The 21722-nt window shown below is 38.2% G+C and carries 22 protein-coding genes and 1 other RNA gene; 3 read left to right on the forward strand and 20 right to left on the reverse strand.

Annotated features, from left to right (window positions below; translation table 11 throughout):
- Nucleotides 1–15 precede the first annotated feature (15 nt).
- Both rnpB and EPJ89_RS00640 read right to left on the reverse strand, forming a co-directional pair.
- Nucleotides 16–338: RNase P RNA component class B (gene rnpB / locus EPJ89_RS00635), an RNA gene on the reverse strand.
- A gap of 15 nt (nucleotides 339–353) precedes the next feature.
- Nucleotides 354–668, reverse strand: a complete 315-nt coding sequence (locus tag EPJ89_RS00640; RefSeq protein WP_013852834.1) for a DivIVA domain-containing protein — start codon at nucleotides 666–668, stop codon at nucleotides 354–356.
- A gap of 126 nt (nucleotides 669–794) precedes the next feature.
- Here EPJ89_RS00640 and recU point away from each other — a divergent pair, with 126 nt between their 5' ends.
- Both recU and EPJ89_RS00650 read left to right on the forward strand, forming a co-directional pair.
- Nucleotides 795–1376 (forward strand): Holliday junction resolvase RecU, encoded by a 582-nt coding sequence (gene recU / locus EPJ89_RS00645; RefSeq protein ID WP_161636593.1) that lies wholly within the window; start codon nucleotides 795–797, stop codon nucleotides 1374–1376.
- Nucleotides 1373–4429, forward strand: coding sequence for a transglycosylase domain-containing protein (locus EPJ89_RS00650; RefSeq protein WP_200542674.1), 3057 nt, complete (start codon nucleotides 1373–1375; stop codon nucleotides 4427–4429). Before recU ends, EPJ89_RS00650 begins: the two co-directional genes overlap by 4 nt.
- Nucleotides 4430–4482: 53 nt before the next feature.
- Here EPJ89_RS00650 and alr read toward each other — a convergent pair whose 3' ends face one another.
- From alr to EPJ89_RS00690, 8 genes are all read right to left on the reverse strand, one after another.
- Complete coding sequence (alr, locus tag EPJ89_RS00655) at nucleotides 4483–5601, reverse strand: alanine racemase (protein ID WP_125164631.1); 1119 nt, start codon at nucleotides 5599–5601, stop codon at nucleotides 4483–4485.
- Entirely contained in the window at nucleotides 5598–6614 is a 1017-nt protein-coding gene (locus EPJ89_RS00660) for a D-alanine--D-alanine ligase family protein (protein WP_161636595.1), read from the reverse strand. The genes alr and EPJ89_RS00660 overlap by 4 nt, the downstream gene beginning before the upstream one ends.
- Complete coding sequence (locus EPJ89_RS00665; protein WP_125164633.1) at nucleotides 6615–7937, reverse strand: UDP-N-acetylmuramoyl-tripeptide--D-alanyl-D-alanine ligase; 1323 nt, start codon at nucleotides 7935–7937, stop codon at nucleotides 6615–6617.
- A complete protein-coding gene (nth, locus tag EPJ89_RS00670) occupies nucleotides 7934–8554 on the reverse strand; it encodes an endonuclease III (RefSeq protein ID WP_161636597.1) in 621 nt (206 codons plus the stop codon). Before nth ends, EPJ89_RS00665 begins: the two co-directional genes overlap by 4 nt.
- A complete protein-coding gene (locus tag EPJ89_RS00675) occupies nucleotides 8551–9051 on the reverse strand; it encodes a DnaD domain-containing protein (protein ID WP_125164635.1) in 501 nt (166 codons plus the stop codon). Before EPJ89_RS00675 ends, nth begins: the two co-directional genes overlap by 4 nt.
- 2 nt (nucleotides 9052–9053) lie before the next feature.
- Complete coding sequence (locus EPJ89_RS00680; RefSeq protein WP_125164636.1) at nucleotides 9054–9515, reverse strand: transporter; 462 nt, start codon at nucleotides 9513–9515, stop codon at nucleotides 9054–9056.
- 139 nt (nucleotides 9516–9654) lie between these two features.
- On the reverse strand, nucleotides 9655–11151 hold the full coding sequence (locus EPJ89_RS00685) for a hypothetical protein (RefSeq protein WP_200548774.1): 1497 nt from the start codon (nucleotides 11149–11151) through the stop codon (nucleotides 9655–9657).
- A gap of 9 nt (nucleotides 11152–11160) precedes the next feature.
- Nucleotides 11161–12957, reverse strand: coding sequence for a dockerin type I domain-containing protein (locus EPJ89_RS00690; protein WP_161636599.1), 1797 nt, complete (start codon nucleotides 12955–12957; stop codon nucleotides 11161–11163).
- A gap of 151 nt (nucleotides 12958–13108) precedes the next feature.
- Between EPJ89_RS00690 and trhA the strand changes: the two genes are divergently transcribed.
- Nucleotides 13109–13768, forward strand: a complete 660-nt coding sequence (gene trhA / locus EPJ89_RS00695; RefSeq protein ID WP_200548775.1) for a PAQR family membrane homeostasis protein TrhA — start codon at nucleotides 13109–13111, stop codon at nucleotides 13766–13768.
- Nucleotides 13769–13780: 12 nt separating this feature from the next.
- Here the strand turns inward: trhA and EPJ89_RS00700 are convergent, their stop codons facing one another.
- The 10 genes from EPJ89_RS00700 to EPJ89_RS00745 form a co-directional block, all read right to left on the reverse strand.
- Nucleotides 13781–14224 (reverse strand): hypothetical protein, encoded by a 444-nt coding sequence (locus tag EPJ89_RS00700; RefSeq protein ID WP_125164639.1) that lies wholly within the window; start codon nucleotides 14222–14224, stop codon nucleotides 13781–13783.
- Nucleotides 14225–14294: 70 nt separating this feature from the next.
- Nucleotides 14295–15359 carry a M50 family metallopeptidase gene (locus tag EPJ89_RS00705; RefSeq protein ID WP_125164640.1) on the reverse strand — a complete coding sequence of 355 codons (1065 nt, stop codon included), beginning with the start codon at nucleotides 15357–15359 and terminating at the stop codon, nucleotides 14295–14297.
- Between the two features lie 9 nt (nucleotides 15360–15368).
- The gene (locus EPJ89_RS00710) at nucleotides 15369–16136 is read right to left on the reverse strand and encodes a phosphatidate cytidylyltransferase (RefSeq protein WP_125164641.1); all 768 of its coding nucleotides are present in this window, start codon (nucleotides 16134–16136) and stop codon (nucleotides 15369–15371) included.
- A gap of 1 nt (nucleotide 16137) precedes the next feature.
- Complete coding sequence (locus EPJ89_RS00715; RefSeq protein ID WP_125164642.1) at nucleotides 16138–16818, reverse strand: isoprenyl transferase; 681 nt, start codon at nucleotides 16816–16818, stop codon at nucleotides 16138–16140.
- Nucleotides 16819–16820: 2 nt separating this feature from the next.
- Nucleotides 16821–17366, reverse strand: a complete 546-nt coding sequence (gene frr / locus EPJ89_RS00720; protein WP_125164643.1) for a ribosome recycling factor — start codon at nucleotides 17364–17366, stop codon at nucleotides 16821–16823.
- A gap of 2 nt (nucleotides 17367–17368) precedes the next feature.
- Nucleotides 17369–18082 carry a UMP kinase gene (pyrH, locus tag EPJ89_RS00725; RefSeq protein WP_125164644.1) on the reverse strand — a complete coding sequence of 238 codons (714 nt, stop codon included), beginning with the start codon at nucleotides 18080–18082 and terminating at the stop codon, nucleotides 17369–17371.
- Between the two features lie 51 nt (nucleotides 18083–18133).
- Nucleotides 18134–19018 carry a translation elongation factor Ts gene (gene tsf, locus EPJ89_RS00730; protein ID WP_161636601.1) on the reverse strand — a complete coding sequence of 295 codons (885 nt, stop codon included), beginning with the start codon at nucleotides 19016–19018 and terminating at the stop codon, nucleotides 18134–18136.
- Between the two features lie 2 nt (nucleotides 19019–19020).
- Complete coding sequence (rpsB, locus tag EPJ89_RS00735) at nucleotides 19021–19944, reverse strand: 30S ribosomal protein S2 (RefSeq protein WP_161636602.1); 924 nt, start codon at nucleotides 19942–19944, stop codon at nucleotides 19021–19023.
- Nucleotides 19945–20099: 155 nt separating this feature from the next.
- Nucleotides 20100–21242: a pyridoxal phosphate-dependent aminotransferase gene (locus tag EPJ89_RS00740; RefSeq protein WP_200548776.1), complete on the reverse strand. Its 1143-nt coding sequence runs from the start codon at nucleotides 21240–21242 to the stop codon at nucleotides 20100–20102.
- Entirely contained in the window at nucleotides 21232–21615 is a 384-nt protein-coding gene (locus tag EPJ89_RS00745; protein WP_161636604.1) for a hypothetical protein, read from the reverse strand. The genes EPJ89_RS00740 and EPJ89_RS00745 overlap by 11 nt, the downstream gene beginning before the upstream one ends.
- Between the last annotated feature and the right edge of the window lie 107 nt (nucleotides 21616–21722).

Below are 21722 nucleotides of genomic sequence, written 5' to 3' on the forward strand. Positions count from 1 at the left end.
TGCATTAACACTCATTAAGCCATGTTCTGTTGCGATAATCATTTATCTACGTTTTAAAAACGTCTCACGTTACCTTCATTTCAGTAGTGTGAGTTCCCCTACCAATTTTGGGTTTCTCGCTTATGGGGTTTACCTCGTTCCACTTCCTAGGTTTCCCTAGAAACTTCGTCACTGTGGCACTTTTATAGCCTCCATCCATAGTTTCCCTTAGGATTTTGGTCTGCCGTTATAGATGCCTCTATACCTCAGCTTATTGATTCACTGAGCACAAACACTACCACCATCTCAGGTGGTGCGAGCATGGACTTTCCTCTACATTTTACTGCAGCGATTATCTTTCGTGTTAGTAAGATTTATTTTTTATTATTAAAGACCGCTTCCTCAAGCCGTGAAACACGTTTTAGAATGTCTACATGACTGAATTGAGTTGGCATATCCTTAGACACACGATCTCTTCCTTCATATTCTAAAAGCATGCGTTTTTGTTGACCTAATGTGGTTTCATATCGATCTAACAACTCTTTTTGTTCTTTGATAATGCCTTCAAAGAATTCATAGTCGTGCATTACTTGATCAAGGAATTGATCAACTTCAACTGCATTATATCCTTTAAAGTCCACATGGAACTCTTTATCCAGGATTGCTTGCGTCGTTAATTTTTGTGCCATAAATTCACCTCTCATCTATTATTACAAATAACCGTTTGAAGTTCAATAGGAAACCTCCGCTTTCCCCCAAGATTTTTAGTATATGATATTTGATGGGAATTATAGTATAATATTGTTGGTGATTAGATGATTCAATATCCAACTGGAAAAAAAACTTACAACAAACCCAGTGGTACTGGCGTTACAAGTAGACGTGGTATGAGTCTTGAAGAAGATATCAACAAGACCAATGACCACTATCTTATGAAGGACATGGCGGTAGTTCATAAAAAACCTACGCCGATTCAAATCGTCAATGTTGACTACCCTTCACGTAACAAAGCAAAAATCACTGAAGCTTATTTTAGACAGGCATCCACGACCGATTATCAAGGTGTATATAAGGGATACGCTCTTGATTTTGAAGCAAAAGAAACCAAGAACAAAACCTTGTTCCCACTTGCTGCACTTCATAAACATCAGCTCGATCATCTTGCTGCGGTTTCACGGCATGGTGCCATAGCATTTCTTATCATTCGTTTTTGGACGATTGATGAGACGTATTTGATCTTTGCAAAAGACTTTGTACCTTATATCAGTGAGAAACATGTTCGGTCGTTACCCCTTTCGTGGATTCGATCTGTCGGTTATCAACTTGAAAGTACATATCAAATACCTTGTCATTATCTTGACATTATTAATAGAGTCTATATAAAGGAGTGTCTATGACAAATAGAAAAAGTAAAAACGAACCTGAGATTCCACATATTAAGCGTGGATCATCAAATAATACGGATGGTTCTCAAAAGAAAACAAAAATAAAAAAAGATAAAAAACCCTTAACACCTGAACAGAAAAAACTGAAACGACAACGCATTGTCGCATGGATTTTAATTGTTTGTGTATCAATCGGAATTATTGGCGTTACAGGCGTCGGTGCACTTACCGTAAAAAACATGAAAAATGCACCTGTATTAAAAAAAGATGACTTTTTAACACAATCCGCATCAACCATTTTTGATAAGAATGGGGAGCCTATTTATAATACTGCTGCAAAGAAATCCGATCCTACAACATTTGATCAAGTGCCTCAATCGTTAATTGATGCATTTGTTGCGGTTGAAGATTCTCGTTTCTTTGTCCATGGCGGTTGGGATGTTCCACGCTTTACCAAAGCAGCACTTTCCAATCTCCTTGATTCGTTAAGACATGGTTCGATTAGTTTTGGTCAAGGTGGGTCGACACTCACAATGCAATTAATTAAAAACCAGTATTTTATGGAAAATGAAGATGCAGCAACGGGTGTAAACCGTAAACTGCAAGAAATTTATCTTTCTACTAAACTTGAACGCGAACAAGTTCTTAGCAAAAAAATGATTTTTGAACTCTATATTAATATGATTAATTATGGTGTTCCACGTACAATGGGTGCCGATGCTTCGGCCCAAGCATATTTTGGTAAGCGTCTTTCCGAAATTAACTTAACTGAAGCTGCATTCTTGGCTGGTGTTATTAATGCACCGAGTGTGAATAACCCTTACTATAGCATTGAAGCAGCCGACGAACGTACAAAAGAAGTACTCTACTTAATGAATTATCACGGATATATTACTGATGAAGAGTACCAACTTGCGAAAGCAGTACGCGTCGAGGATTTACTTGTTGAATCATCTGCTTCCGAAGGCGAAATGTTTGAGTATCAAGCATTTATCGATGTCGCCTATCAAGAAGCCCAAGAACTTACGGGTCTTGATCCAGGAAAAGTTTCCATGAATATTTATACAAGTATGGATCCTACCGTGCAAAAAGGGATTGATGATTTCCAAAATCGTAAAATTACAGATTTAAACCCTTCATTGGTTGATGAAGAAAAAAATGAATACCGACCTATTCAAGTTGGTTCGGTTATTCTTAATAACCATACCGGTGAAATTGCTGGGATTGTAGGTGGTTTCGATTATAATGGTGCATTCCTTCATAACCGCGCCATTGCGAGAAACTCTTCACCTGCATCTGTTATGAAGCCTCATATTGCTTATGCACCTGCATTTGAATATCAAGGTCTTGCGACATCACATGTGTTCTTAGACGCACCGATGAATTATCGTGGTACGGATATTCTAATTGGAAACTATGATGGACGCTATTTAGGACAAGTTCCATTGATGATGGCCGTTGCCGATTCACGAAACATTCCTGCCCTTGAAGCAACACAAGGTACAATTGATACCATTGGTAATGAAAAGATGGTTGAATATTTAAATAAACTTGGATTCAGTTCTGTATCCGAGGATAATTTCCGTCCTGGTTTCGCGATTGGTGATGGAACCTTCACTGTAAGTCCAGTTGAATTGGCAGGTGCCAATGCGGTTATGTTTAATGATGGAAATTATATTAAGCCTCATACAGTCACTCGAATCGAGTTCTTGGATAGTGATCGGGAACCTTATGTTCCTTCGCACACTGCAACACCTGTTATTTCGGATGCATCGGCATGGCTTACAACTCGAATTATGAAATATGCAGTTGAAAGTTCATATAACCCGGTTATCTCGCCAGTACGTCGTAACTACCCTGTATTTGGTAAAACTGGAACGAATAAATATGATGATGAAACAGCTGATGCTACAGGTGTTCCACGAAATTCAATTAAAGACCGTCTCATGATTACCGCAACATCGGAATACAGTATTGCGACATGGACCGGTTTTGACTCAAAAGATAAGAAGAATCCTTACTTCATCGATGAGTACGGTGTTGATGAAGCATCACAAAATCTTACAGGTAAACTCAACAGTTACCTCCTAACACTCATTGAAGAATCCTATGGTGCTGGTGATGATGTTGCCCGCCCGGGTTCAGTTGCCGATATTCAACATATCTTGGGAACATTCCCATATCAAGCGCCAGTAGAAGGTATGGACCAAAGCCTCCTTGCTACAGGTTATATCAAACGTGATTTCTTAAAACTTGCCGAAGCGAGTCCAAAAGACTTAGCAGCACTCAGTGATCATAAAGTTATGATGAATCAAAAAGGAAATAAATTTAATTTTGATATTAAGATGGCAACCTATCCCGATGCGTCGCAATTAACCGTTGCACCATCTACCATAACCATGAATTATCCAAGTGGTGGTACGGTTGATGGAAAACGTCTGTATGATCCATCATGGCTCTTTGGTGCCGTGCGCTATAAATCTGAAATTCGTGTTGATGGTAAACCCATCGCTGAATCGATGACCGAAGGACCAAATCAAGAAATCTCAGTAACGATTGAGAATTTAAAAGGTAAAATTGAGGCATGTTCTTACTACACCTTCGATAAGAGTACCGGTAAGAAGAGTAATGTAGTCTGCACAGCCGTTGATGCCAAGGAAATTAGTGTTTTAGTTCCCTCTGCAGGAACTGCATTTAATGACTTTGTAGAACAAATGGTGGCAGCAGGCTTTAATCGAGACCTCATTCAAGCAAATTATGTTCTCGAAGGAAACAAGTATAAATCAGTTGTTTCCTCGGATCCAAATATCCTTGGTAAAAATGTAAAACCGGGTGATTATTCTGGAACTGTTATCAGTGTTAATGTCACCGATTTAGAAATCACTGCTTCGGGTGACTATCTTCGTTCTAATCTCAAGCGTGCAGCTGATGCAGGATATCTCACAGTTGACACACAAGGTAAAGCATCTGGAATAATTGATTCCTTTACTGTAGATGGTACGGCGATGAGTTCATTCAGATTAAGTGATCATGAAGGATCTCAAGTTGTTGTAAACTTTAAATAGAAGGCTTCGGCCTTCTTTTTTTGCGTGCATAAAAAAAAGAGACGGATTGTCTCTTAGATTTTATGTATATAGATTCGAGGAATATCGTAAAGAATATGACTGATTAATTCATTAATCGATTGTCCTGTGATTGCGATGTAATCATAAATTGTTTGCTTCTCATGACCAAAGAGAATCACGCGATCTTCCAGCGCACAAGGAACTCCGGTCACATCAACCATAAATTGAGACATCGCAATATCACCCACAATCGGACACAGTGTATCATTAATAACAACATGACCACCATTGAGGGACAAGGACTTCATAACCCCATCACAATAGCCTGCTGAGACCGTAGCAAGCATCATATCGTGCGTTGCTTGGAATGTGCGACCATAACCTACATACTCCCCTTTCTTAAGCTCACGCACCATGCAAACGCGTGATTCAAAAGATAGGACGGGTTCATACCCCGCATTTAAAGACATCTCCAGTTGTGAAGGGTGATAGAGACCAAACATAATCATACCGCAACGAACTGCATCAAAGCCTAAATCACCAAAATTAAGGATGGAAGGACTGTTTTGAATATGGGTCATCTTTGGATCAATGCCATCTTGATGGAGCTTTTCAATAACTGTCTTATAACGTTCAAGTTGAAGCATTGAAAATGCAACTGCATCTCCATCATAAGACTGCGCTTCCACAAAATGACTGTAAATACCACAAACTTCTAGACCCTCAAGTGCATAACAAGTCTTAATCTCTTCATAATCTTCCATACCCAAGCGATGAAGGCCTGTATCAACTTTTACATGTGTTTTAACTTTAACACCGTGGTCAAGACCAAATTGATTCAGTTTTAATGCATAGTCATGATTAACAATAACTTGCATTAAATCATACTCAATCAAATACTTAAAATTTGACTCGAGGGTAGCACCAAGAAGAAGAATCGGTGTCGTAATTCCATGGGATCGAAGGTCACGGGCTTGTTCAATGTTTAAAACTGCAAGTACATCAATTTTCATCTTTTCACAAGTATGTGCTACTTCCACAAGACCGCAACCATAACCATTGGCTTTAATGACCGCAATGATTTTCGTTTCAGGTTTAATAATTTCACGCAGTTTTTCAGTATTGTTCAGGATTTTTTGTTCGTCTACAAATACAGTACAGTTGTTAATCATAGTAAATCCTCAATCATTTTGGTAATCAATTCTGGATAACTTACACCGGCACGGTCTAACATTCCCGGATAACGTGATGAACTTGTAAATCCTGGGATTGTATTAATTTCGTTTAAGAAAATACGATGATCTTCAGTTACAAAGAAATCAATACGCGAGAATTGAGCGCAATCTAAAACATTGAATGCAAGCTCACCCAAACGCTGTACCTCTTTTCGGACCGATTCAGGGAATGTAGAGATAGGGAGTGTCTCGGTTGCATGTGGGTGATATTTCTCTTGGAAGTCAAACACCTCACCGGAAACATTAACCTGGTCCACTTCACTGATAATCATCTTTTGATCGGTTTTAAGAATACCGAGACCGACCTCAGTTCCCTTGATATACGCTTCAATGAGAACACGGGTATCAAATTCAAACGCAAACAAACATGCTTTCAGTAATTCATCATAATTACGCACATAGGTCACACCAAAAGAAGACCCTTCACGACTTGGTTTCACAATACAAGGATAAGTTACTTTTTCAATATCAATATCGTTAATATGGGTGATTAATTGATAATCAGCCATATTAATGCCTGCTGCTTCACAGATTATATGTGTAAAGCCTTTATCCATACATAGTGCGGAAGAAAGTACATCACAGCCTGTAAAAGGAATGTTTGCACATTTTAGAAGTCCTTGAACTTGTCCCCCCTCACCCATACGACCATGTAACATTAGAAATGCCACATCAACCGGTAAGAGACTTTGATCATCTGCATAAATAAAACCGGGACGATCATAATTAAATTGTAAATAAAGTTCACGATGTCCCTCAAGTTTATTTGATTGCATCATCGCTAATGTATAATCACCCGTATACCATTTTCCATCTTTGCCAATGTATAAAGGTACACAGTCAAACTTATCTTTAGGAAAATGTTCAAATACAGACGCTGCACTTGCAACTGAAATATCATGTTCACTATTAATTGATCCAAAAACTAATGCCACTTGTAACTTATCCATTTACTTTACCTCTTCCATTAAACGCTCGAGTTGATACGAACGTGATCCTTTAATTAATATCATCGCATGCTCATTAAAACAGGGTGTGACCCGTGCCACAAATGCCTCAAACGTTTCATCATTTGTGAATCGCGACGAATCAAGTTTACGTTGAGAAATCGCTTTATTAAATTCTGGTCCTAATGTATGAACCCTTTTAATATCTAAATCTTGGATGCAATCAAGAACCTCAAGATGTGCACGTTGACTTTCAGGACCTAACTCAACCATATCACTCAAGATAGCAATACGTTCCCCTTCAAATTCATAGTGTGCAAGCAAATCAAGAGCATATTTCGCACTGATTGGATTGGACTTGTATGCATCCAACAAGACTAATGCATTCCCTTTGTTTACAAGCTCAGTTCTTAGGGAGGTTAATGCAACGTGATTCAAACCCTCACGAATAAGTCCATCATCAACGCCAAGTTTACGCATTAAGGCAATTACCCCAGCACAATTGCTCGCTTGGTGATTCCCTAAAAGATTGCTTGAATATTCAATACCATCTACTTTAAATGTGATGCCATCATTATTTGAAGCGACATCTGACACAATCCATTCATTATCTTGATTAAAACCAAAAGTGTGCTCACCATGGCTTATATTACGATAGTGTTCAAAATCTCCTTGGTAAAACGATAAATCTTTATGCGTCACAAAATCGAAGATTCTCATTTTTTCCGAAGCAATGTGTTCAATGCTTTCAAAATTCATCATATGTGCTGGTGCTAAACTCATTACAAGTCCTGCATCCGGACGAATACATTCAGCCATGACAGCGACATCCCCGACATAATCAAGACCCATTTCAAAAATACCGAATTCTGTATCCTCATTCATGCGAAAGAGATTGAGGTAAGTTCCAATTTCAGTATTTTGATTTTTGTATGTTGCGATAGCACTTCCAACACGACTTAGAATACTAAAGAGAATATCTTTCGTCGAAGTCTTTCCATTACTGCCTGTAATACCAATAAATGTCGCATTTAACGTTTCACGGTATGCATGCGCAAACATCTGTAAGCCCACCATTGTATCCTCAACGATAATCTGACATACATCAAGATTATCAATTTTATGATCAACAAGAACCGCTACAGCTCCCTTACCAATCACATCTTCAATATAATCATGACCATCTACACGAGCCCCTTTTAAGCACACAAATAAATCTCCTGCTTCCACAGTACGTGAATCGACCTTAACCCCTTGAATTTGCGCTGAACCCAATACAGAACCTTTTACCCAATCCGCAATGATATCGGTTTTTAAATTTTTCATAATTGATGTTTCTCCTTTAATTCTTCTAATAACTCAAAAGCATCCCGCTCATTTCGTGCGGTGCTATGATAACGTCCAAATAATAATAAGAGATGATGAGCACGAGCCCAATCCTCTCGCGGAATTTTACGCATTAACTTACGTTCAACATCCTCTACCGAATCATTTGGTTTGGCAAGCTTTAGCCGTTTGGCAACACGTTCAACGTGCGTATCCACTGCGATTGCGGGAAGCTTAAAACCTTCCGCTAAAACAACATTCGCTGTTTTTCGACCAACACCCGGTAATTTCATCAGTTGAGTGCGTGTTCTGGGAACTTCCCCATTAAAATCCTCAACAAGCATCCGAGCACATGCGACAATATACTTCGCTTTGTTTCGGTACAAACCAATCGTCTTTAAATACGACTCAACCACTTTAACATCTGCCTGTGCAAGTGCTTCGGGCGTTGGATAAGCTTGAAAGAGGGCAGGTGTCACTTTATTCACTGCAACATCGGTTGTCTGAGCCGACAAAGTAACTGCAATCAACAATTCAAAAGGATTGCGATAATCCAAGTCACTTTTCGCATTTGGAAACTCAGCATCCAAAATTTTAATCATTTCAGCTACGGTCATCCTAAACGCTCTTTTTGCTTATTCGCAAGGATTGCATTGATGTATTGCATCGATACTTTTTTATAGATCACAGCATTTCTTAAACCGTCCAAAATATCGGCTTCCGAATATTTTGATAACCATGTATTAAGAGTCATCAACTCATTTTGAGACAACAATCGTCCAAATTCCGATTCAAACACCTCAAAAATCCCTTCATTAACGTATTCATATCGAACCCCGTCTTGAAATAGTCCGTCAAGGTTAAACTCAAGGGCATCTTTCGATACCTTAATCGCAAGAATATTCTGGCGTACTAAATCATGGATTGTTTCATCCACAACTTGACTGTCTAAAGCCGTACGTTCTGCCAACAGTTCAAGCGTAATCGGAGCATCTTGTTGATTCAAGAAATCAATCATTAATAAAACTAGGGTCTGGGTAGGCGTCAGTTTCAGCGAACCCAAATTCTCTAAAATCCAATCACGGCGATTAATATAAGCCTTATTCCACCACATAACTAAAAGTCCTCCAATTCAAAAACTACGGATAAGTCATCAACATCTACAAATACTTCTTTATTTTTAGTTTTTAATACATATACAAGTTTGTCATTATAGACACCCAAACGAATTTTACGACTTGAAATGCCCATTGACTCTGCCAAATCATAAACCGGCTCATAGGTAATCATTTCATGTTCACCGAAAGCATCTAAACCTTTATTGAACCACACAATTTTAGAGCCTTCATCTTCTTTTATTTCTGTTATGTAATAAACTTGATCAAGTGAAAAACGACTCAATAAGCGAGCCTCTTCATAGCCTTTTAATTTCATCATCGCTTCAACATGTAATTGATCTTCACGTTCATAAGCACGGCGAGGTCCACCAATAAATCCTACATAGCCGATATAGATTGTCAAAACGATTAAGAAAATCAAAAATACATTTGTTGAAAATGCTTTAACTCTATTTTTCATGTTCACACCTCAATCATTATTTTACCATAATTACAATGAAAACGGCGGACATTCCACTGGAATTTCTTGAAATCAAACTTCTTTTTATCACGGTGCCACTTCGATAATTTATGCGTAAAAAAAAACTGAATTGCTTCAGTTATTTTTTCTTAAATTTAAGGATGCCTTTTCGTTCTAATACACTTGCAACCAACCCACTTGATACAACAGCAAGTGCACCAGAAAGTCCCCAAGTAGCTGTAACATAAGCATTATCGACGTGATCAAAACCGACAACGGACCATTCGATATTTTTGTCGACATCTAGATTATAAAAACCTTGTTTCCCCTTAGAATTGATACCATAAAGCAACTGTGATTCATCTTCTAAATCCCAAGCTTTATAAGTTTGTTTAAATTTCAACTCTGGATCAATTTCAAGAATTTTTTTATCCAAGTCCAAGGTATGGTCAACATACGTCGCTTTATTAACCTTTTCATGGTCACTACCATTTGTTGTTGATTGGATAAAGAATGGTTCTTTCTCAGAACGCATCATCATAACCGCATCCCCGAGATAGGCATCATCGTTGCTGAATACACGCCATGATGCTTCGCCATTCTCAAGACTTAACATCGCTTTTAGATTACCGTTACCAAACCCATTGATTTTTTGGTCCCCAATTTTAATTTCGGCTTGTTTAAATCCAATTGATTCCATGTAGCGATCTAACATCTCATCTTCATAAACCGTCACATCGTGGTCATCAACCTTTACGACTGTGGGTTCATCTAAATTACGTTTTAATGTGACTTTATATTCCTTGACGACATCCTCTTGAGCACCACGAACGGTGATAACATGCTCTTTTACGTCATCTTTGAATTCATACTCTTTGTCAAACGTTAAGGTAACATCATTGCCGGTTGAGGCAACATCTAAAAGAACTTTATTGACACGTTTAGGTAATGTATACTCGTATTCTGTTTTACCTTCTTCGATTTTTATTGTCTTTAACGTTTCACCATAAAGTTTGGTATCACTGGAAATAATATCGATAGACTCAACTAAAAATGATTTCGCAATTTCTTCCTTGCGCTCTTTTTCTGCTTGTTCAGCTTCTTCTTTGAGTTCTTCAGGTGTCTTTGATGGCGCTTCTGCACCACCTTGACTTGACCCACCTGATGACCCACCAGTCGAACCTCCTGTTGACCCTCCTGATGATCCACCGTTTCCCGATGAGTTTCCCCCACCTGAAGATGCAACGATTGCAACTTCTTTCGATCCTCCAATTGAGAATTCTGAAGCATTCGCAGACGTCGTTGCAGCAACACCAGAGACTGAGATCACAACCGTTCCACTTGATCCCGCAGTTACAGAAATACTCGCACTTTCAGTTTTACTCTCTCCACTTCCAAACGCACCACTGGATGTTTCACCGCCCGCACTACCGTTTGATACAGACGTATTATATGAAAAATACGCTGTTTCGCTAGCACTGAATGTGAGTGTATAATACCCAGTTTCTCCGGGCGCAAGTGATGAAGGTCCTGAGATAGTAATGCTTCCACTTGCGGCATGAACTGTATTCGCATTAAACGGTAATAAGAGGACCGTCATGAGCCCCACAACAACTAATTTTAATATTTTTTTCATGATTCACCTCTAGTTTAAATTACTATTTCCTAATAAATGACTTTTAATCATCGCTAAATCTAATAATGAAATTTTACCATCACCATTAACGTCAGCTCGTTTAAAACTGTCACCACTGAGTTTTGAATTACCTAATAGATGACTTTTGACCATCGCAAGATCGATGAGTGATATTTTCCCATCACCATTCACATCTCCACGTTTTAGATTTGCTTCGTTATGCAACTTACCCGCTACGATTTTAACTTCACTCCCTTTTACATAACCATAGTTATGATTTTCATTATAGGGTGTTTTAAAAGGTCTTGTCTCAGTATCCCAAGGCATTAAGTCACGATTTGATGTTAATAATGGATCTGCAGCAATTTTATACCACACCTCTGATCCTTTCTTAATCTCATCAAGAATTAATACATGTTGTCCTGTAACGTTTAATTTGTAGATTGAAGCAGAACTTCCATTTGCCTCTTTATAAACTGATGGTGTTCCACTTGATGTCACCAAACCGATGGTATATTGCTTGTAATCTTTCATACCAATATACCAATCCATGATGTAGAAATACTCTGCAGCTTTCTCGCCCCAAAATGGATCTGATGAATACTTAACGTTAATACCACTTTGTTTATCCCCTAGATAACCGCCATAGTAATTCGCTTCCGTAACATCCATATAATGCCAGTTCAAGAAATGGGTCATATGGTTAGAAATGGACATCCCAATACTCTCATAGACAGTCGCCGATTCAGGTGCAGAATCATAGGCAGAATGCCCAAATATATTTTTATCTTTTAAGGCAATATTACTTCGTCCCCATGCCGACTCATTTACTGCAGTTCCAAATGTAATTAGAGGGTTAATCCCATACTTTTTCCCTTCATTTATAAAGTGACTTTCCGAGCCAACCAATAGTGACTCATGTGGCTGTAAATTCTCAACCTCAGTTACTTTAGGTGAAGGGGCTGCGGTATAACCCTTGCGTGCTAAATATTTATTGATATCTTGCGCAGTAACGGATGATTTTGCACGATTTGATAAATATTGATAGTAGTTATACCAAGGATTTGAAGCATTGACTGCCGCGGCATTTTTATTAAGTTTTAAATCCGCAACCATGGTCTTGAGATTTGTGTAAAAATAATGACCATCTGCCGAATAATAATTGACCCCTTGACGTAAAAAACTTGGTGCTGGTCCAAGAAGAATTGATGCTGCATTCGTTTGATTTGCACCACGACTGATATAGTGAACCAATTCGTTATCTCCATTCACTTTATACATATTCATGGATTTTGCTTCATCGAAACTATATTCTCTAAAGTTCGAAGCATTAACCCAACCTATAGCGCCAGCAATTTGAACTTTATAACGATTGTTTTCTTTGCCATAAAACGGAAAGGCACCACTGTAAAGGACTCCATCTGAAAGATACGTACGTGCTGCTTCCCCTGTTGAATTATTGTATAGAAGAATGGTAGATTTTCCCGATCCATTGGGTTCAATAATCCCCTCTGTACGTTGTGCACGGGCTCCAGAAGAAAAATTCCGCATTTGATTTAATACGGTTACTGTTTCATTGTCTTCACCACCTAAGGATGGGACATCTGGATTTTCATTCAAATCAATTTCCCCCAAATCCTCTTCATCACGAAGCTGTTCAATTTCAGGATCAAGTTCTTGTGTAAATCCCTCCAACCCTTTATGGTCCGCATACGTCGATGCACTTGAATTTACCCCCACAAATCCTAAAATCACAGCACAAATTATCAGTTTTAAGAGTTTCTTTTTAAGTTTAAAACGTTTCATTATTACCCACCGCCTTGGAATAAAATATACCATAATTCCCTCACAATCACAATTGAATGGGTGCATCATGAACAATATTTCACATACGCACATACTTGAATTTACTATAAGTTTATATGTGGATAGTGTAGAATAAACTTAGGAGGTAATTATGACAAACGAAAATTCAATGAAGCACATGATTAAACTTTCTTTTAAAGAAGAAGTTCTTAACTGTGTCTCGCACGGAATCATGGCGCTCGCACTTCTTATAAGCCTTCCCTATGTTTCCATTCATGCATATCGAGATGGTGGCGCACTCCTTGCTACTGGAGAAGCGGTATTCGTAATTTCATTATTCTTTATGTTTTTAGGATCTACCCTTTATCATTCAATGGAGTATGGTTCAAATCATAAGTATATCTTTAGATTTCTGGATCACAGTTTTATTTTTGTGGCAATCGCTGGAAGTTATACTCCAATAGCACTTTATGCCATTGGCGGTACATTTGGAATTGTGATTGTTCTAATTCAATGGCTTATGGTAGTATTAGGAATTCTTTATAAGGCTCTGGCTAAGAATGCTAAGCCATCCATTACAGTTGGGATTTATCTAGTGATGGGATGGACTGCTGTCGTCTTAATTCCACGCTTACTAGAAAATACAACGCCCTTATTTCTCGGACTGATTGTCCTTGGTGGTGTCTTGTATAGCATTGGGGCATGGTTTTATATGCAAAAAGATAAACAGTATTATCATTTTATTTGGCATTTATTTATTAATTTAGCGTCGCTTGCGCATTTTATCGCAATTGTATTCTGTATGGCATAAAAAAGGAGCAGATTAATCATCTGCTCTTTTATATGGGCAATCAAAGACATATTCTTGATCTGCATCCACAACACGTCTCATATCGCCATCCGCGACATAATCATGTTCATGCATCCATTCTGCAATTCCCGTATGAACATCCACAAATGAATCCGCAACAATACGTATCAACTCATCGGGTTTCTCTTGAACAAACTTAATCGGTCCAAGGTCTTCAATCGGCTCTTTCACAGCAATGAAAAGCTTAACATCAACAAGTTCGATACGGTCTTCTGAATCATATGCCACTGTATAGTTATATTCTGGCTCTGTTAGTTCTACATTAAGACGAATCAACTCATTGCGTAATGAATCAATTGCTTTTAAGTATAGATCACGAGAATAATCGGGTACCGTAATCTCCATTGTAGCCAGCCACATTTTATCTAATGAAAGTTTTTCAATCTTATACGCCATAAAATACTCCTTTTTACCATTATAACATAAAAAAAGGCTCTTGCCTTTTTTTAACTTAAATCAACTTCTGTTACCCAATAAGTTTACGAATATCGTTGAACATTATGAATACAAAGAGCGCCATAATCATTGCAACGCCAAGAGACATAATGGCATTTTCAATTTTTTCTGGAATCGGTCTTCGAATAATCATCTCGATAAGGGTTAAGAGCGCACGTCCACCGTCCATTACAGGAATCGGAACAAGGTTGATAACCGCTAAACTTACGGATAATTGTGCAATAAGGCTCAAGAAGAAAATAAATCCTTGACTTGAAATTTGAGATGTTACTTGGTAAATCCCAATTGGACCACCCACAGCATTGAGACCCACACCATGAACAAGTCTGCTTAGTACAAAACCAAGTTGCTGGATAATTGTTCCCAGCATTGTAAAGCCCATCATGATCGATTCAAAAAACCCTAAATCGCGATGTTCACCACTAACTGCTTGAACACCAATGAGATACCGTTCTTCTTCTTTATTGAATTCAGGTTTTAGTTTTGTATCAACTTCTTGACCATCTCGCATTACCGTAATGGTAACTTCATGATCTTCATAAACCATAATACTCGTAACGAGCTGATTAAAATCATGAGGAATCACGACCTTCCCATCATCAAATGTTAGTTTTGTAATTTCATCTTGAACGCGTAGTCCAGCCTTTTCTGCCGGTGACCCTTCCGCAACACCTGCCACAATGGGTTTGGGTGCATCAACCGTCCCGAGATGCATTGAAAGCCCTGTGAAAATCACAAACGCTAACACTAAATTCATAAAGATACCGGCAAGCATCACAATAAGACGCTTCCAAGGTTTAATCCCAACAATGGTTCGTTCACGTTCGACACCAAAGTCCGCTTCACCTGGTTCACCAGCCATCGATACAAATCCCCCTAAGGGCAATGCACGAATTGAGAAACTGGTTTCCCAATTTTCTTTCTTATATTCGAAAACTTTAGGTCCCATGCCAATTGCGAATTCATTACAATAGACGCCAAAAGCCTTTGCCGCCATAAGATGACCTAATTCATGAATGAATACAATCAATCCCATAACGAGAACAAAATAAAATATATTAAGTAATACTTGCATGCAAACCTCCTATACAAAGATTGTAAGTATAATATTGAATGTCAAGAGTGCGAAAATCACACTATCAACACGATCCAAGACACCCCCATGACCTGGGAATATATAGCCAAAATCCTTAACATCAAAATGGCGTTTAATTGAGCTAAATGCTAAATCGCCAATTTGACCAATAAAAGGGATTATAAGTGACCCTGCAATGACAGCATTTAAGGGTACGTAGTTAAGAATAAATACTGAACCAAAGATAAAGGATAATATTGCGGACATCGCATAACCGATCACCGCACCTTCAATCGTTTTCTTTGGAGAAATCCGCTCAATGAGTTTATGCTTTCCAAATAGCATACCCCCAAAATACGCAAACGTATCAGTTAGGTATGTAGCAAGAAGTACATAAATAAATACAAACTTATCATAGTTCAATACTACGCTCACAGCTTGCACCGCAAGAACTAACATCATTATGAGGATAAACATATAGGAAACATTATCAAAGGTAAACCATTCGAAAAATACCGTCAGTGCAAAAAGCGTCATGATTAAGACAGCAGTATAGGATGGCAAATAATCGGCTTGAATTAAGCCACCTGTTATGGTAAATGCGATGATTATAGGGACAATAACGGGCTTTAATCGCGATTTATTGAGAAGATATATTTCATATGCTCCCAAAAGAATTAAACCCATGATTAAAGTAAAAAGAGCCCGATTCCCTGCAAATAAGGCTGCACCAAAAACAGCGACTAATACAATGGCAGTGGTTATGCGCTCTTTCATACTAAAGTCCTCCAAATCTACGATTTCGTTGATTGAAATCCTCTACACACGACTTAAACATTGGACGATCAAACTCTGGCCATTGAACATCTACAAAGAGAAGTTCCGCATACGCTAATTGCCACAATAAGTAATTCGAAAGTCGACGATCGCCTCCTGTACGAATTAAGAGATCAACAGGGGGTAATCCAAACGTATCTAAATACGATTCAAATACTGTTTCTGTAACAGTTTCAATACCTTCATCCACAATTGATTGGGCCGCCCGAACGATTTCATCACGTGAACCATAATTCAATGCGAAATTAAGAATTAATTTGTTATTATCTTTTGTGCGTTCAACCGCATTATCCATTACCTTACGCGTACGTGCAGGAATTTTCGTAAGATCACCAATTGTTCGGATCTTAATGCCCTTTTCCATCAATTCATTTAAAAACTTTTCAAAAAACACAGCCGGTAATTTCATCAGATAATCGATTTCTTTTTGAGGACGTTTCCAGTTTTCAGTCGAAAATGCATACAAAGTAATGACCTCAACACCCAAATCTAAGGCTTCCAAAGCAATATCACGTACATTCTCACTCCCGTAGTAGTGACCGAATGTACGCTCTTTTTTTTGCTTTGTTGCCCAACGTCCGTTGCCATCCATAATGATGGCCACATGTTTTAGGCTATTCATAATTAAATTGTCATGATTTCCTTAACTTTATCTTTTGAAATCGCATCAATTTTCTTTGTAATATCATCTGTAAGTTTTTGGACATCATCAAGAAGACGTTTTTCTTGATCTTCTGGAAGATCTTCAAGTTTCTTAATTTCATCATTTAAATCTCGACGAACATTACGTGCAGCTACTTTTGCATCTTCTGCTAAAGTACCAACTTGTTTTGAAACTTCTTTACGTGTTTCTTCAGTTAATTGAGGTACATTAATACGAACCACCGTACCATCATTTTGAGCAAGTAACCCTAGGTTACCGTTATTAATTGTATGTTCAATTTCTTTAAGTGCAGATGGATCAAATGGCTTGATTACCAATTGACGCCCTTCGACTACTGAAATTTGAGCAATTTGTTCAATGGGTGTTGCTGAACCATAATAGTCAATTGACACCCCATATAACATTGACACATTCGCACGGCCTGAACGTAAACCGCCTAAGCGTGTCTCAAAGTTTTCAATTACTTCGTCCATTAAAAGACGACCATCGTTAATGATTGATTGCATCTTTATTTTCCTCCCTTAGATACACGTGTTGCTACTGCTTCACCTTTTACTGCTTTTATTATATTATTTTTTTCATTCATATTAAATACAATTAAATCAATATCATTATCCATACACATCGATGTTGCAGTTGTATCCATGACTGCAAGTTCTTCTTGAATTACATCCATATAGGATAAACTATCATATTTTAAGGCATCTGGATTAACTCTTGGATCTGAATTATAAACACCATCCACACCATTTTTTGCCATTAAAATAACATCAGCTTTAATTTCTGATGCACGTAGTGCAGCAGTAGTATCCGTTGAAAAGTATGCAGAGCCTGTACCCGCACCAAATACGACAACACGTCCTTTTTCTAAATGACGGATTGCACGACGTGGAATAAAGGGTTCTGCGACCTTAGTCATATCAATTGCTGTTTGAACGCGTGTTTCAACACCGTTGCGTTCTAAAGCGCCTTGGATTGCTAAAGCGTTGATTACTGTGCCCAACATTCCCATGTAGTCAACTTGCATGCGATCAATACCTAAATCATCAGCCATACGACCTCTTACAAAGTTTCCTCCTCCGACAACAATAGCGACTTCGACACCATCGTTGACGATTGTTTTAATTTGTTCTGATAAATCATCGAGAACGATCGGATCAAATATTTCTCCATCTTTTGATAGAGCTTCACCGCTTAATTTTAACAATACGCGTTTGTACATGTTGCACGTCCTTTCAAAAAGGACACAGTAACTGTGTCCTTATATCATTAATTAAACTTGAGCTGCTTTTGCAACTTCAGCTGCGAAATCTTCTTCGCGTTTTTCAATACCTTCACCAACTGCATAACGAATAAATGATTCTACGTTAGCATTTGCTGATTTAAGTACTTGTGAAACCTTAGCTTTACCATCTTTAAAGAAGATTTGGTCAACTAAAGAGATGTCTTGCATTGATTTGCTTACACGTCCCTTGATGATTCCAGCAACTACTTGTTCTGGTTTATTTGAAAGTGATTCGTCATTTTTAACGATTTCAACTTGAATGTTTGTTTCATGATCAATGATTTCTGAAGGAATTTCAGCTTGTGATACATATTGTGGAGACATTGATGCAATTTGCATTGCCATGTCTTTTGCTAATTCATCATCTGCGTTCTTTAGAACTGCTAATGCTGAAATTTTTCCACCCATATGCATGTATTCACCGAATACTTCATCATCTGATTTTTCAACGATTGCAAATCGACGTAATGTAATTTTTTCTCCGATTGTAGCTGTTGCAGCAACAACTAAATCTGATACTGTTTGTCCATTAACATCAACTGCTAAAGCTGCATCTAAATCTGCAGGATTAGCTTCAAGAAGTACGTTGCTTAATGTATCAACGAGTTCTACGAATTGATCATTCTTAGCAACAAAGTCTGTTTCTGAGTTTACTTCGATAACAATACCGCGGTTTCCCTTAACAGTAACCTTTGTTGTTCCTTCAGCAGCAATACGACCTGATTTCTTTTGAGCATTTGAAATACCTTTTTCTCGTAACCAGTCAACTGAAGCTTGAATATCGCCTTCAGTAGCTTCAAGAGCTTTCTTACAGTCCATCATTCCAGCTCCAGTAAGATCACGAAGTTCTTTAACTAACTTTGCACTAATCATCTTTACGCCTCACTTTTTTCTGTTTTTGTTTCTGTTTTTGCTTCTACTTTTTCATCACGGTTATTTGTTGGACGGTCATTACGTGTATAACGTTGTTGACGACGACGATCATCGCGTTTACGACGTTCTTCGAAACGTTGACGACGACGACGGTCATTTTCAGCAGCTTGTTGTTCTACATTAACGATAACGTCTTCCATTGTGATATCTTCAACATCTTGATCTTGATAAGCAACTTGCAATACGCCACCTTTTGGTTCGATCATTGCATCAGCCATTAATCCTACGATTGTACGGATTGCGCGGATTGCGTCATCGTTACCAGGAATTGCGTAATCAACTGCATCTGGATCACAGTTTGTATCAACGATTCCAAATACTGGGATTCCTAATTTACGTGCTTCAGCAACAGCGTTAGCATCTTCAATTGGGTCTACCACAAATAATGCATCTGGAAGTTTCTTCATTTCTTTAATTCCACCTAAGAAGTTTTCTAGACGGTCTTTTTCTTTAAGTAATAATGACACTTCTTTTTTAGTATAAACATTGATTGATCCGCTGTTTTCCATTTCTTCAATTTCAACTAAACGACGAATTGATTTTTGGATTGTACGGAAGTTTGTTAATGTACCACCTAACCAACGTTGGTTGATAAAGAATGATCCACTACGTAATGCTTCTTCTAATACGATTGTTTGAGCTTGTTTCTTTGTACCTACAATTAAAAGTTTACCGCCTTTTTCTGCGATATCTTTCATTGCCGCATATGCTTCATCAAGTTTTTCTTGAGTTTTATTTAAATCGATGATGTAAATACGATTCTTTGCAGCATAAATATATGGTTTCATTTTTGGATTCCAACGACGTGTTTGGTGTCCATAATGAACTCCGCTTTCTAATAATTTCTTCATTGTCACAACTGACATAACTAAATTCCTACCTTTCCGTTAGTCCTCCATCATTTCTAAAGTAGACAACTCATCGTGAGCACGGGGTCTACGAATCCATGATGTGTGAATTAGGCATTCTTTTGATGCCATTGTTTATTTTATCATAATGTCCTTGCTTAAACAAGGCTAAATCACGATTTATCCTTGTCAAAATCCGTGATAAATTGTTCCAATCGATCAAGGCCTTTTTCAAGTACATCCATAGGACTTCCATATGAAATTCGAATAAATCCTTCAGTCCCAAAATAGATTCCAGGGATGGTTACCAACCCATATGCTTCCGCAAGTTTCGTGGCAAAAATTTCCGAAGGCATCCCAAACCGTTGAATCGAAGGAAAGACATAAAATGCACCTTCTGGTTTTACATACTGAAGCCCCATTGCATCCAAGCGCGCTAAAACATACGTTCTACGTTTTGCGTAGGCATCGACCATATACTGTGTATCCACATCCAATGCAGCAATACATGCCGGTTGGGAGAAACTTGAAATTCCAGTTACAAGATTTTGATGAAGACGATGCATCAACTCGATTAAATGCGCTTCACCCAAAACGTACCCTACACGCCATCCAGTCATTGCATGCGACTTTGAAAAACTCTGCGTAATAATGATTTGGTCTTGAATTGATTCATCCATGCGTAATGATGGAATATTCCCTTCATACAACATTGAACGATACACCTCATCGACAATTACATAAATATCTGATCGTTTTGATAGCACCTCACGGATTGCTTGAATGCTTGCTTCATTATAAACGACCCCAGTTGGATTATTGGGTGTTGCGAAAAGGATTGCACGAGTGCGTGGTGAGATGACCTTCTCAAGCATCGCTGATGTAACTTGAAATTGTGATTCACTGGTATCGAGAAGTACCGGTTTTGCTCCCGCTAGTGTAACTTGCGTTTGATATAACGGAAAACTGGGTGTGAAAATCACCACCTCATCCCCTTCCGTCACAACCGACCAAATCGCCAACGTTAATCCTTCCGTTGCACCATTAGTGATAATCACATTATCAGCTTTGTAAGGATGGATGTTAAATTGTGATTCATAACGAGCGATCGCATCGCGCAAATCAAGATTACCAATCGCTGGTGGATAATGCGTTTCATTACGCGTCAATGCATCCACTGCCGCTTGTTTAATTATTTCAGGTGTATCCAAATCCGGTTCACCAATCGTTAGAAATATCATATCTTTACGACCTTGAAAACGCGCTGAAAACTGACGTATACCACTTAGGGTCAAAGCCTCAATCCTATGCTTCATCCACATACCTCCAATCGCTTGTTTTATAAATTGCATATAAAGGAACTTCTTTACCGTTAATGAACAGTGTTGTTTTTCCAAAAGCATTTTCACGTTGGCCGTTCCAAGAATTGAACTGACCAAATAGACGCGTCACAATTGTCCCTAACCATACATAATCAGTTAATTCACCCACAACAACAATCTTATCCGGATGAATCGATTCAATTTCTTGACGGACAACACGACACAACTCCGGTTTTTCAATCTCATAGACATCCATTAATTGTTCATTGGGAAATCCTTTTCGCAAATCCAAATATTCAAAATCACGGTTTAAATCGGTAAGCTCTTGCTTTACGGAGTCCCGATCACTGATAACTAATAATTTCATGATTGACCTCTTTTCTCTTTAGTATTATTTTATCATAGAACTTCTAAAATCAAGTCATCAATCCTCTGCCTTATACATTTTTCAGTTGTTTTTTACCCATTTCTGTC

Source organism: Erysipelothrix sp. strain 2 (EsS2-6-Brazil), from assembly GCF_016617625.1.
Lineage (GTDB): Bacteria > Bacillota_I > Bacilli_A > Erysipelotrichales > Erysipelotrichaceae > Erysipelothrix > Erysipelothrix piscisicarius.

Bases quoted from the DNA above. Each gene is read 5' to 3' on its own strand.
- EPJ89_RS00640 (WP_013852834.1), bottom strand. From the start codon at position 668: ATGGCACAAAAATTAACGACGCAAGCAATCCTGGATAAAGAGTTCCAT.
- recU (WP_161636593.1), top strand. From the start codon at position 795: ATGATTCAATATCCAACTGGAAAAAAAACTTACAACAAACCCAGTGGT.
- EPJ89_RS00650 (WP_200542674.1), top strand. From the start codon at position 1,373: ATGACAAATAGAAAAAGTAAAAACGAACCTGAGATTCCACATATTAAG.
- alr (WP_125164631.1), bottom strand. From the start codon at position 5,601: ATGATTAACAACTGTACTGTATTTGTAGACGAACAAAAAATCCTGAAC.
- EPJ89_RS00660 (WP_161636595.1), bottom strand. From the start codon at position 6,614: ATGGATAAGTTACAAGTGGCATTAGTTTTTGGATCAATTAATAGTGAA.
- EPJ89_RS00665 (WP_125164633.1), bottom strand. From the start codon at position 7,937: ATGAAAAATTTAAAAACCGATATCATTGCGGATTGGGTAAAAGGTTCT.
- nth (WP_161636597.1), bottom strand. From the start codon at position 8,554: ATGACCGTAGCTGAAATGATTAAAATTTTGGATGCTGAGTTTCCAAAT.
- EPJ89_RS00675 (WP_125164635.1), bottom strand. From the start codon at position 9,051: ATGTGGTGGAATAAGGCTTATATTAATCGCCGTGATTGGATTTTAGAG.
- EPJ89_RS00680 (WP_125164636.1), bottom strand. From the start codon at position 9,515: ATGAAAAATAGAGTTAAAGCATTTTCAACAAATGTATTTTTGATTTTC.
- EPJ89_RS00685 (WP_200548774.1), bottom strand. From the start codon at position 11,151: ATGAAAAAAATATTAAAATTAGTTGTTGTGGGGCTCATGACGGTCCTC.
- EPJ89_RS00690 (WP_161636599.1), bottom strand. From the start codon at position 12,957: ATGAAACGTTTTAAACTTAAAAAGAAACTCTTAAAACTGATAATTTGT.
- trhA (WP_200548775.1), top strand. From the start codon at position 13,109: ATGACAAACGAAAATTCAATGAAGCACATGATTAAACTTTCTTTTAAA.
- EPJ89_RS00700 (WP_125164639.1), bottom strand. From the start codon at position 14,224: ATGGCGTATAAGATTGAAAAACTTTCATTAGATAAAATGTGGCTGGCT.
- EPJ89_RS00705 (WP_125164640.1), bottom strand. From the start codon at position 15,359: ATGCAAGTATTACTTAATATATTTTATTTTGTTCTCGTTATGGGATTG.
- EPJ89_RS00710 (WP_125164641.1), bottom strand. From the start codon at position 16,136: ATGAAAGAGCGCATAACCACTGCCATTGTATTAGTCGCTGTTTTTGGT.
- EPJ89_RS00715 (WP_125164642.1), bottom strand. From the start codon at position 16,818: ATGAATAGCCTAAAACATGTGGCCATCATTATGGATGGCAACGGACGT.
- frr (WP_125164643.1), bottom strand. From the start codon at position 17,366: ATGCAATCAATCATTAACGATGGTCGTCTTTTAATGGACGAAGTAATT.
- pyrH (WP_125164644.1), bottom strand. From the start codon at position 18,082: ATGTACAAACGCGTATTGTTAAAATTAAGCGGTGAAGCTCTATCAAAA.
- tsf (WP_161636601.1), bottom strand. From the start codon at position 19,018: ATGATTAGTGCAAAGTTAGTTAAAGAACTTCGTGATCTTACTGGAGCT.
- rpsB (WP_161636602.1), bottom strand. From the start codon at position 19,944: ATGTCAGTTGTGACAATGAAGAAATTATTAGAAAGCGGAGTTCATTAT.
- EPJ89_RS00740 (WP_200548776.1), bottom strand. From the start codon at position 21,242: ATGAAGCATAGGATTGAGGCTTTGACCCTAAGTGGTATACGTCAGTTT.
- EPJ89_RS00745 (WP_161636604.1), bottom strand. From the start codon at position 21,615: ATGAAATTATTAGTTATCAGTGATCGGGACTCCGTAAAGCAAGAGCTT.